This is a genomic window from Streptomyces sp. CC224B (assembly GCF_030010595.1).
In the GTDB taxonomy this organism is placed as follows: Bacteria; Actinomycetota; Actinomycetes; order Streptomycetales; family Streptomycetaceae; genus Streptomyces; species Streptomyces longispororuber.
Window position 1 is genome coordinate 19,526 of sequence record NZ_JASCXL010000050.1, and the last position, 11,164, is coordinate 30,689.

11 protein-coding genes and 1 pseudogene are annotated in these 11,164 nt (G+C 70.7%); 11 read left to right on the forward strand and 1 reads right to left on the reverse strand.

Features of this window, described 5'->3' with window-relative positions; all coding sequences use genetic code 11:
* The first annotated feature begins 50 nt into the window (after positions 1-50).
* The 3 genes and pseudogenes from QK440_RS20615 to QK440_RS20625 all read left to right on the forward strand — a co-directional run bounded on the left by QK440_RS20615 (position 51) and on the right by QK440_RS20625 (position 2,681).
* A pseudogene (locus QK440_RS20615) lies at positions 51-1,357 on the forward strand (SidA/IucD/PvdA family monooxygenase).
* Positions 1,354-1,482, forward strand: coding sequence for a hypothetical protein (locus tag QK440_RS20620; RefSeq protein ID WP_282794637.1), 129 nt, complete (start codon positions 1,354-1,356; stop codon positions 1,480-1,482). The pseudogene QK440_RS20615 and the gene QK440_RS20620 overlap by 4 nt, the downstream one beginning before the upstream one ends.
* On the forward strand, positions 1,479-2,681 hold the full coding sequence (locus QK440_RS20625) for a cytochrome P450 (RefSeq protein ID WP_282794638.1): 1,203 nt from the start codon (positions 1,479-1,481) through the stop codon (positions 2,679-2,681). The genes QK440_RS20620 and QK440_RS20625 overlap by 4 nt, the downstream gene beginning before the upstream one ends.
* 152 nt (positions 2,682-2,833) lie before the next feature.
* Here the strand turns inward: QK440_RS20625 and QK440_RS20630 are convergent, their stop codons facing one another.
* A complete protein-coding gene (locus QK440_RS20630; protein ID WP_282794639.1) occupies positions 2,834-3,508 on the reverse strand; it encodes an LmbU family transcriptional regulator in 675 nt (224 codons plus the stop codon).
* Positions 3,509-3,852: 344 nt separating this feature from the next.
* Between QK440_RS20630 and QK440_RS20635 the strand changes: the two genes are divergently transcribed.
* The 8 genes from QK440_RS20635 to QK440_RS20670 all read left to right on the forward strand — a co-directional run bounded on the left by QK440_RS20635 (position 3,853) and on the right by QK440_RS20670 (position 10,887).
* The gene (locus tag QK440_RS20635; protein WP_282794640.1) at positions 3,853-4,092 is read left to right on the forward strand and encodes a hypothetical protein; all 240 of its coding nucleotides are present in this window, start codon (positions 3,853-3,855) and stop codon (positions 4,090-4,092) included.
* Complete coding sequence (locus QK440_RS20640) at positions 4,089-4,577, forward strand: Clp protease N-terminal domain-containing protein (protein WP_282794641.1); 489 nt, start codon at positions 4,089-4,091, stop codon at positions 4,575-4,577. Before QK440_RS20635 ends, QK440_RS20640 begins: the two co-directional genes overlap by 4 nt.
* Before the next feature lie 441 nt (positions 4,578-5,018).
* The gene (locus QK440_RS20645; protein WP_282794642.1) at positions 5,019-5,984 is read left to right on the forward strand and encodes an ABC transporter ATP-binding protein; all 966 of its coding nucleotides are present in this window, start codon (positions 5,019-5,021) and stop codon (positions 5,982-5,984) included.
* Complete coding sequence (locus QK440_RS20650) at positions 5,981-6,826, forward strand: ABC transporter permease (RefSeq protein ID WP_282794643.1); 846 nt, start codon at positions 5,981-5,983, stop codon at positions 6,824-6,826. Before QK440_RS20645 ends, QK440_RS20650 begins: the two co-directional genes overlap by 4 nt.
* A 916-nt stretch (positions 6,827-7,742) precedes the next feature.
* A complete protein-coding gene (locus tag QK440_RS20655; RefSeq protein WP_282794644.1) occupies positions 7,743-8,357 on the forward strand; it encodes a response regulator transcription factor in 615 nt (204 codons plus the stop codon).
* A gap of 269 nt (positions 8,358-8,626) precedes the next feature.
* On the forward strand, positions 8,627-9,334 hold the full coding sequence (locus tag QK440_RS20660; RefSeq protein ID WP_282794645.1) for an FMN-binding negative transcriptional regulator: 708 nt from the start codon (positions 8,627-8,629) through the stop codon (positions 9,332-9,334).
* A 10-nt stretch (positions 9,335-9,344) separates the two neighbouring features.
* Positions 9,345-10,043, forward strand: coding sequence for an alpha/beta fold hydrolase (locus tag QK440_RS20665; RefSeq protein WP_282794646.1), 699 nt, complete (start codon positions 9,345-9,347; stop codon positions 10,041-10,043).
* Between the two features lie 13 nt (positions 10,044-10,056).
* Complete coding sequence (locus tag QK440_RS20670) at positions 10,057-10,887, forward strand: SDR family oxidoreductase (protein ID WP_282794647.1); 831 nt, start codon at positions 10,057-10,059, stop codon at positions 10,885-10,887.
* The last annotated feature ends 277 nt before the right edge of the window (positions 10,888-11,164 follow it).

The following is an 11,164-nucleotide window of genomic DNA, read 5'->3' on the forward strand; positions in this document are numbered from 1 at the left end:
GGCCGCCGACCGATGCCGGTGGAAGAAGACGAAGGGACTTCCCCGTGGACATGAAAGGACCGGACACCTACGACGTCGTGGGCATCGGCTTCGGGCCCGCCAACCTCTCGCTCGCCATCGCGCTGGAGGAGCACCCCGAGCCGGTCACCTCCGCGTTCTTCGAACAGCGGGCCTCGCTGAGCTGGCACCGCGGCATGCTGCTTCCGTCGGCGAAGATGCAGGTCTCGTTCCTCAAGGACCTGGCCACCTCCGCAACCCCACCTCGCCCTACAGCTTCGTCGCCTACCTGCACGCGTCGGGCCGCCTCGCGAGGTTCGTCAACAACCAGGACTTCTATCCGACCCGCAAGGAGTTCCACGACTACCTGGAGTGGGCGGAGGCCAGGCTGCGTCCGCGCGTGCGCTACGGCTCGCGGGTCACCGCCCTGCGCACACCGGCCGGGGCCCGCACACCGCTGGACCACGCCCTGCTCACGGTGCGCGACACGGCCCCCGGCGGCGCCACCCGCCTGGTGAAGGCGCGCAACGTCGTCATCGCCACCGGGCTCGTTCCGAGGATGCCGGCCGGGGTGGAGGCCGACGCGTCCGTGTGGCACAGCTCGGAGTTCCTCGACCGGTTCCGGCACCACCACCGCCCGCTGCGGCGCGTGGCCGTCGCCGGGGCGGGGCAGAGCGCCGCCGAGATCGTCCGGTTCCTCCACGACACCCTGCCGGACGCGGAGATCTACGCGATCGTCCCGGCGTACGGCTACTCGATCGCGGACAGCACGCCGTTCGCCAACCAGGTCTTCGACCCGGACGCGATCGACGACTACTTCCACGGGACGCGGCGCTCGCGCGACGCCTTCTGGCACTACCACAAGAACACCAACTACTCGGTGGTCGACAGCGAGGTCATCAAGGACCTCTACCGGCGGGCCTACGACGACGAGCTGGCGGGCACGGAGCGGCTGCGCTTCCTCAACCTGACGCGGGTGGTGGGCGTGAAGTCCGTCCAGAACGACGTCCGGGTCACGCTGCACTCGACGGCCCGCGAGGAGTCCAGCGACGTGAACCTCGACGTGCTGGTCTGCGCCACCGGGTACGCGCCCATGGACCCCGCGGCGGTCCTGGGCGACCTCGCCCCCTGGTGTCTGCGCGACGCCGAGGGACGGCTCCGGGTCGACCGGGACTTCCGGCTCGTCACGGCGCCCGACCTGCACTGCGGGATCTATCTGCAGGGCGGCACGGAGCACACTCACGGACTGTCCTCGTCGCTGCTGTCGAACCTGGCCACGCGCAGCGGCGAGATCACCGTGTCGATCGCGAACAGGCTGGCCGGTGCGCGCGCCGGCGGAGACAAGGGAGTCCGTCCATGAGCGCCACCCCCTTCGACACGGCGGACGGGGACTTCCCCGTCCTGGCCGGCGACGAGGACCAGCACACGCCGCGCGCGGCCATGGCAGCGCCGGCCGGCGGCCCGGCGGCGGGTGCGGGCCGATGACCTCCCTCGCCGAGCGGTGGGGCATCCACCCCGATCAGTTCTGGTTGTACGGCCGCCCGCCGGAGCAACCCGTGCGGTACGACGAGGCCATGGACGCCTGGAACGTCTACGGCCACGCGGAGGTGCTCGAGGCCCTCGGCATGCCCGGGGCGTTCTCGTCGGCGGAGACGGCGCGGCTCATGCCCGACAACGCCGGTGACTCCTTCACCGAGGGCGACCTGCTCCAGATGGACCCGCCCGACCACCGCTGGCTGCGCGACGTGGTGCGGCACGCCTTCACGCCGAAGGTCGTGGCCGAGCTGGAGCCCCAGATCACCCGGCTCGCCCGCCAACTCCTCGACGCCGTCCGCGACGAGGACGAGTTCGACCTGATGACGTCGATCGCCTACCCCCTGCCGGTGACGGTGGTGACCGAGCTGCTCGGCATCCCGGCCGGGGACCGCCGTCTGTTCGAGGCGTGGATGACCGGAGTGGTCGGCGAGATGGGCGATACGTCGCTCGCCGACAGCGTCGAGGAACAGGAGCGTGCCTTCGGGGCCGCGATGGAGTACATGCGCGCGATGCTCGGCTATCTGCGGGAGCACATCGCGCGGTGCCGCCGCAGCCCCCGGGACGACCTGCTGGGCGGTCTGCTCGCGGCCGAGCTGAACGGGCGGCGGCTCAGCGACGAGCACATCGTCGGCTTCGCCAAGATGCTGCTCATCGCCGGGTACCTGTCGACCACGATGCTGCTCGGCAACACGGTGCTGTGCCTGGATCACTTCCCCGACCAGCTGGCGCGCGTCCGGGCGGACCGCACGCTCGTGCCGGGCCTGGTCGAGGAGTCGCTGCGGTACCTGAGCCCCGTCGCGGCGACCTACCGGGCCACCGCCACCGACGTGGAGCTGGCCGGGCAGCGGCTGCCCGCCGGGAAGATGGTCCTGCTGTGGTTCGGCGCGGCCAACCGCGACGAGCGGGTCTTCGCCGACCCGATGGCGTTCGACCCGGGCCGCACGCCCAACCCGCAGCTCGGCTTCGGCCGGGGCATCCACTTCTGTCTGGGCGCCTCGCTGGCGCGGATGGAGGGCCGGGTCACGTTGAACATGCTGCTGGACCGCTACGCGGAACTGCGTACCGACCCTGACAAGCCCCCCACCTTCATGCAGGCGCCCGACACCATGGGCGTCTCGTCGCTGCCGGTCCGCGTCCGCGCCGGCTGAGCGGCACGGGAGTCACGGGCGAGCGGGGCGTGAGCCACGCGGAGAGGCCCGGTGCCGCTCCGCGACCCACGGGGTCGGGGGCGGCACCGGGCCGCGGGGTCGGGGAGGGCACCGGGCCGCGGGGTCGGCACCGGGCCGCGGGGCGTATGCCGTCATTCCACGGCGACGGCCGCTTCGTCGAGCACTTTGGCCATCCAGTCCTGGAGCGGCATGCCGACCGCGGCCGCGGCGTGCGTCCACAGGTCCTTTCGGCCGGCGTCCAGGCTCAGGACGAACTTTATGGAGGTGTCCGTCGGCGCTTCGTCCGCCGCCCCCTGGGTCTGGCGCAGTTCCTTGCGAAGTCGCCGGGTCGACCATTTCTCTCTTTCCGCCTGTTTCAGCCAGCGGTCCTGGTCCGCTTTCGGCAGGGCGGCCACCTCGGCGTGGTGCTGGAGGCTCAGCGTTTCGCGCCGCCGGGAGGGCGGGAACCTCCGGGCCACCCAGGCGTAATTCCGCAGGGTCTTGTAGTCGAGCGTCGTCTCGTCGAGAACGACGCGATATCGCTCGGGGAACCTGTTCTCCCCGTACACCAGCCAATCGCCGAGCCACCAACCGGAAGAGTTGGAGATCATGGTCAGATTGCATCCGATGTGCCGCCAGGAATCGAAGGTCAGGCCCGCGGGTATGCGAAGCTCGGCCCGGCGCGTCTGGATGCCGACATCGTTGCCGAGTCCTGCCGTGACGAACATTCTGTCCCTGTTCCCCGCCGCCGTGGGCCGCGTCGTATGCGAGCCACGCGTGCCGCCGGACCGGTTTCCGGCCCTCGGGTCGGTCAGTGCCAGGTCCATGTTTCTCTCCACTGGTCAAGGTGATGAGAGTTCCAGGTGGAACCCGGATAAGTGAGTAATCGTCCCTCCGTTTTGTGGTGCGCGCATATGAACGTGCGTAGGGGGAATGTGGCTGGGCACAGTATGCACGAGTCAAACGCATATACGCCATTGTGAAATTCATGCGTTGGTCGTGAAATTCTCACGGGAAAAGCGTGAATCGGTCCCGGCGTACGGATGGTGATCGTCCGGTCGCAACCGCCCCCGCCGGGCCCGCGGCGGGGGCGCGGCGGGGCGGTCGCGGGCCCGCCCCCCGCTAAGCAACCTGACTTGACAAGCCCCGGTAGTCAACCTAGGTTGCTTACGTGGCGAACGTAAGCGAGAGGGCCGTGTCGCAGGACCCCGCCGAGCAGTTGGCGGCGGTGGTGGCGCTGCGGCGACTGGCCGATCAGATGGAGGACTCCGCGGTGGAGAAAGCCATGCGGACGGGCTGGAGCTGGCTGGAGGTCGCCGAGGCGCTCGGCGTGACACGCCAGGCGGTCCACAAGAAGCATGCCCGGCGTCTGATCGCTGCCGGGGTCGAGTTGAAGAGGAGGATGAAGTGAAGCGGCAGCTCTTCGACGACTACGCCGGAGCCCTCATGGAAGCCGGTGCGCGCGAGGCCCAGCGGGCGGGCTCCGCGACCATCGAAGCGGAGCACCTGCTCCTGTCGATCGCCGCCGAGCGCGACACCGCGGCGGGGCGGGCGCTCGGCTCGGCCGGGCTCGACCCCGGGACGATCCGGGAGGCGTTGCGGCGGGAGTTCCGGGCGAGCCTGGAGGTGGCGGGCGTGTCGATCGCCGAGCGCGACCTGCCCGTGCCGCAGGTGTCCACCGCACCGCCCTCGAAGGTGGGGCAGTCCGCCAAACTGGCCCTGGAGCGCGGCGTGACGGCCGTCCAGAACAAGAAGGACCTGCGGCCCGGGCACCTGCTCCTCGGCATCCTGCGGCTGGAGCACGGCACAGTCCCGCGCGCCCTGTCCGTCGCCGGAGTCGACCGCGGCGCCCTGAGGCGGCGCGTCGAGCAGTCGCTGCGCGACGACCAGGCCTAGACGGGCGGGCAGGGGCGGCCAGGCCGAGACGTACGCGCCCGGCGGCCGGTGTTCCTGCCCTTCGGCGGCTTTGGCATCGAACGGCCGGGCCCGCAGGCTGAATTGACCGCGCGTCAGCTCCGGTGCCGGGTGTCGCCCTGGACGCCGCCACCGCGCTCCCGGCGGCCTTCCCCGTGCCGCCCGGCCGCGCCGCGTGCCACGCGAGGGGGCGCCGCGCCCGCCGGTCGACCCGCGGTGGCACCCCCTGGAGCCCGCGTTCCTCGCTCCCCTCGAGGCCGTCGTCACGCCCCGCCGACGGCTCACGACCGCGCGCCCTCTCCGCCCGGACGGAGACCGGCCGCCGCGGTCGCCCCGTACACCCCGTACACCCCACCCATGTTCCGGTCGACCGGCCACGGCGCCGGGCACCGCTACGACACACCTTCCTCAAGGACGGCCCCGATGGACGACTTACACCACGACACGAGAGGCAAGTCGATGAAACCGAGCGACGAAGTCGTTCTGAAGGTGGACGGGCTGCGCATGCGCTACGGCGCCAACGACGTCCTCAAAGGCGTGAACTTCCAGGCGCACAAGGGCGAAGTGCTGGTCATGCTGGGCCCCAACGGGGCCGGCAAGACCACCACCATCGAGATCCTGGAAGGCTTCCGGAAGCGGTCGGCCGGGCAGGTCGACGTCCTGGGGATCGACCCGGAGCACGGCGGCGAGGCCTGGTGGGCCCGCGTGGGCATCGTCCTGCAGTCCTGGCGTGACCACGCGAAGTGGCGGGTGCGCGAACTCCTCGCCCACATGGGCTCCTACTACGCCGCCTACTCCACCCCGGACACCCCACGCCCCTGGGACGTCATGGAGCTGATCGACCACGTCGGCCTGAGGGAGCACGCCGACAAACAGGTCAGGATGCTCTCCGGAGGACAGCGCCGGCGCCTCGACGTGGCGATCGGCCTGGTCGGCCGCCCCGAGATCCTGTTCCTCGACGAACCCACCGCGGGCTTCGACCCGGAGGCGCGGCGCACCTTCCACGACCTCATCCTGGACGTCGTCGCGACGCAGGAGACCACGATCATGCTGACCACGCACGATCTGGCCGAGGCGGAGAAGCTCGCCGACCGCATCGTCATCCTCAGCGAGGGCCGGATCGTCGCCGACGGCACGGCCGACGAACTCGCCGAGCAGTTCGTCGGCGAGGACGAGGTGCGCTGGTCCATCGAGGGCCAGCGGTACGTGCGGTCGGTGAGCGACTCCACGCGGTTCGTCCGCGAGCTGTTCGAGCGGCACGGCGAGGCCGTCGCCAACCTCGAAGTCCACCGGTCCTCCCTGGAGGACACCTATCTGTTCCTGGTGCGCCGGGCCGAGTCCGGCCGATCCGAGGCCCGCGCCGACGAGGTGAAGGTGCCGACGCCATGAATCCCGCCACCACACCCATGCGCTCCGGGCTCTCCCGCGGCCTGATCGAGCTGCGCCAGGCATTCGCCCGCTCCGAGCTGATCAACCAGCTGCTGTGGCCCGTGCTGACCCTCACGGCCGTCTTCTTCCTGCGCAACAGGGAGTTCCAGGACAGCGGGTTCAAGCTGGGCACCCTCGTGATGCCCGGTGTGCTGGGCATGTTCATCGCCCTGGGCATGCTCCTCATGATCCAGTACCTCACCGTGGAGCGCGAGGACGGGACCCTGCTGCGCGCCAAGGCGCTGCCGCACGGCATCCGCGCCTACTTCCTGGGCAAACTCGTGACCACGTCCGGGTCGATCGTGGTGTACCTCGCGATCCTGCTGATCCCCGGCACGTTCATCGTCGACGGGCTGAGGCTCGACGCGGTGAGCGCCTGGCTCACCCTGGCCTGGGTGCTGGCCCTGGGGCTCGTGGCCACGCAGTCCATCGGGGCCGTGCTCGGCGCCCTGGTGTCCAACCCGCGGGCGGCGGGCGCCATGTCGGTCCCGGTCATGGGCCTGATCGGCATCTCCGGGATCTTCTACCCGATCACCGCGCTGCCGGACTGGCTCCAGTGGGTCGCCCAGGTCTTCCCGGTGTACTGGCTGGGCCTGGGCATGCGGTCCGCGCTGCTGCCCGAGGACATGGTCGTGGTCGAGATCAGCGACTCCTGGCGGCACCTGGAGACGCTCGGCGTCCTCAGCGCGTGGGCGGCCCTGGGGCTGATCCTCGCTCCGCTCGTCCTGGGCCGGATGGCACGGCGCCAGTCGGGGGCCCGCGTCGCGGAGTACCGCGAGAAGGCCCTGCAGCGCCCCGGCTAGGGCCGGGGTGGGGCGACCGCCCACCACGGTCGGGGCGGCCGGGACACCGCCCGCCCCGACCGCCGTTCGTCCGGTCCGCGCGGGCGTCCGGTCCGTGCGGGCCGTGGCCGGAAACAGACCGGGCGGGACGCGGCCGGAGAAACATGAGTCGTGAACGAAATTGCGGAGCCGCCGATACGGCGTCACCGGACGGCAATGAGCCGCATGCCGCACCAGAATTCCCGGGGGCATCGCGCTTCCCCGAAGACATCGGCCATGGCATGATGGAAAGTCACCTGGAGCCCTTTCACGGTACATCGAGGTACGGGTAGTGAGACCTCGATCGCCGAGGGGCTCCATGCTCGTTCCCGGTCCGGTGTCGCGCTCGCGTGACCGGCACCCGCCGCTCACTCCGGGCATGGCATCCCGCTCGTTCGGATCACGTTCGCTGATATCGCCCCGGCACGGAGATTCTGAGAAGAGGGGAGGCGCGCACATGGTGATCGGCCAGTCCGCCGCTCGCGCCGGCTTGAGCCGCGGTGGAGCCGCAGTGAGGATCCCCTGCGCGCCGACCCCTCGGATTTCCGTCCCCCAGCGATCGGTCCGTGCGGAGACCCGTCCGAAGGCCACGGCTTTCGGACGCCTTTTGGATCAAACGGGGAAAATCTGATGACGACACCGAGCCCGGTCGCGATCCTCTCTCTCGAAAGAACCACCCACGCGTTTCGCGACAACGCCTCTTTCCCGCGCCGCACCGCCTCCCACCGGACACGCCGACCAGCCTGGTCCGGTTGACGGACGCATCGATCAAGCGGCACAGCGTTCAACAGTGGGCCTGCGAGGGCCTGCCAGACACCCACGGCCCATTCCGCTCCGGCAGGATTTCCTGACTGCGGTGGCCGTTCCCGGTATGTCCTGTTGAGGCAAGAGGTGAACCATGCGGGTGCTGAAAGTACTGGTCGCCGACGAACAGCACATGGTCCGTGGGGCGCTGGTGAATTTACTGGAGACGGAACGTGACCTTCAAGTGGTGGCCAGCGTCGGCCGCGGTGAACTCGTCATTCCGGCCGCCCTGGAATGCCATCCCGATGTCGCGATCATCGACCTCGACATGGCCCGGCTCGACGGCCTGACCCTGGCGGAGACGATGCACGAGGCCCTGCCGACCTGCCGGACGGTGATCCTCTCCGGCCTCGCGCGACCGGGCGTGCTGCTGCGGGCGCGCACGGCCCACGTGGCCGGCCTGCTGCTCAAGACGGCCCCGGCCGAACGGCTCGCGGAGGCCGTGCGCGAGGTGGCGTCAGGCCACCGCCTCGTCGACCCCCAACTGGCCGCGCTCATCTGGGACGTCGGGGAGAATCCGCTGTCGGAACGGGAGGCCGAAGTCCTGCGGTATGTCGCGCAGGGGGCCGAACCCATAGAGATCGCCACCGCCCTGCAGTTGTCGGTCGGCACCATTCGCAATTACCTGACGGCAGTGGTGGCGAAACTGAATGCGCGCAACAGGGTGGACGCCGTCCGCATCGCAACCGAGACCGGCTGGCTGCCCTGACCGGCGTCCCCGCACCTGTCCGCGAATGATCCTGGAAATGGCAGGCATTCGTCTGTACGGTAACCACGCTCATGCCCGGTGGAAGAGATACGGGTGACCCGGGAGACCGGCAGGCAATGACCGCGATCTCCGCACCCGATTCGGGTCCATTCGACGGAGCGGTCCCCGATGTCCCGGCAGCAGGACATCGCCCGGTCTCACCTCACCGGAAGCCCGATCGACCCGGCCGCGGGAGACCGACTCGGCAGCGAGAGCGGAAGGAGCGTCCCGTGTTCGTTCCTCGTGTCTACCGCGAGCCCGAGGAGTCCTGGAAAATAGATCTTGTACGTGGGAACCCGCTCGCCCAATTGGTGAGCAATGGAGCCGAAGGCGAGGCCCCGTGGGTGACCCATGTGCCGATCATCATTGACCCCCGGGTGACCGAGCCGGTGACCACGCTCTCCGGCGCCACCTTGTGGGGACACATGAACAGTGGGAATCCCCATTGGCTTGCCCTGGGGGCGGCCACACCCGTGGCCGTGACGTTCAGCGGACCGCACGCCTATGTGTCGCCGTCGGTGTACGAGACCCGGCCGGCGGCACCCACGTGGAACTTCACGGCTGTCCATGTCGCGGGCGTCCTGCGTAAGGTCGATACCGCCGCCGAGACGCTGGCGACGGTGCAGGAGACGGTTCGGGAATACGAGCGTGCATTCGGGGCCGACTGGTCCATGACGGAATCCGTCGAATACTTCCGGCGGATTCTGCCCGGCGTAGGAGCCTTCCGGATCGCCGTCTCCCTCGCGGACGGCATGTTCAAGCTCAGCCAGGAGCAGCCCCCGCACGTGCGCGAGCGCGTCCGGGCCTCCTTCGCGTGCGAAGCGTCCACCGCCCATCGTGATGTCGCGGCGCTGATGGGCCGGCTCGGCACGGAGGACCGCGAGACCGTCGCGGCACGACCGGCCGCGGCGCCACCCCCGTCCACGGGTACGCCTTAGCGAGGAAACCATGACTGCAGTGTCCTTCCCGCTGGTCTGCCTCCCCTTCGCCGGGAGCGGCGCGGGCTTCTACCGCGCCTGGAGCAAGAGGCACGACCACGGCGTCACGGTGCTGCCCGTGCAACTGCCGGGCCGCGAGGAGCTCTTCTGCGAGGAGCCGTTCACCGACGTCGTCGAGGCCGCCGCCGCGCTCGCCCCGCAGGTGGCCGAACTCGTCGCCGACGTACCCCGGTTCGGCCTCTTCGGGCACAGCCTCGGCGCCGTGCTCTCGTACGAGATCGCCCGCGAACTCGGCGGACTCGGCGGCGCCGGCCTCGCCCACCTCTACGTCAGCGGCTCTCCCGGGCCCTGGACCGGACGCGACGACCGGGCGACGGGCCTGGACGACGACCAGTTCCTCGCCCGCGTCCAGGACTTCGCCGGATACCGGCACGCGGCGTTCGACGACCCGGACCTGCGGGACCTGCTGCTGCCCCCGCTCCGCGCCGACGTGGCCATGCACGAGAACTACAAGCCCTCGTCGAACGAACCGCTCGACGTGCCGGTGACCGCACTGCGCGGCGCCGAGGACGCGCTGGTCACCAGGGAGCACGCGCGGCAGTGGCGCGAGGTCACCAGGGGCCCGTTCAGCTATCGCGAACTCCCCGGCGGGCACATGTACCTGACCGACGGGCCCGACGCCCTGCTGCGGGCCCTCGGCCGCGAGTGACCCGGGCGCGGGCATGGGCAGGTCACTCGAAGGCAAGGTCGTCGTGATCACGGGAGCCGCCCGCGGTATCGGCCGCGCGTGCGCCGTCCGGTTCGCCCGCGAGGGCGCCGACCTGGCGCTCCTCGACATCGCCGCGGACCTGCCGGGCGTCGGCTACCCCCTCGGCGGCCCCGAGCAGCTCGGCCACACCGCGACCCTGTGCGAGCGGGAGGGCGGCGCGGTCCTCACCGCCGCGGTCGACGTGCGTGATCCGCGGGCCGTCCAGGCGGCGGTCGCCGAGGCCGTCGACCGGTTCGGCTCGCTCGACGGGCTGGTCAACAACGCGGGCATCGCGGCACCGGCCGGCGTCCCGGTCCATGAGATCACCGAGTCCGACTGGGCGCTCATGCTCGACGTCAACCTCTCCGGCGCCTGGCGCATGATCAAAGCCGTCGCCCCGGCCATGGTGGAACGGGGCACCGGCAGCATCGTCAACGTCTCCTCGACCGCGGGCCTCGTCGGCTACCGCGACTTCGGCGGATACGTCACCGCCAAGCACGGCCTCGTCGGCCTGACCAAGGCGGCGGCCCTCGACTACGCGCCCCACCGGGTACGGGTCAACGCGCTGTGCCCCGGATCCGTACGCGACGATCCGCTGGTCGAGGGGCGGATGCTCCGGGAGATCGGGCACGCGCTGAGGCTGCCGGACGACGAGCACGAGCAGCTCTTCCTGCGGGACCAGCCGATGAACGCCCTCGTCGAGCCCGCCGACGTCGCCGCCGCCGCGCTGTGGCTGACCGGGGACGAGTCCCCCCGGGTGACGGGCACCGTGCTCACCGTCGACGCGGGTTTCACCAGCAGGTGAGCGGCCGAGACCACTCAGACACGGCAGGGGGCCGGGCATGGCGACGACGACCGGGACACCGCCGCGCGCGGCCGGGGGAGCGAGGCCTCCGGCCGCACTCCACGGCCTGCCGCCCTTCCGGCACGCCCGGCCCGAACAGGGCCGCGCCTGTCACGCGTTGATCGTACGGCTGCCCCGTGCGGTCCGGCCGGCGCAGGTCCACCAGTGATGGGACGCGGCCCTGCGGCACTGGCCCGCGCTGCACGGCTCGCGGCTGTGGGAGACCGCCGTTCCGGCG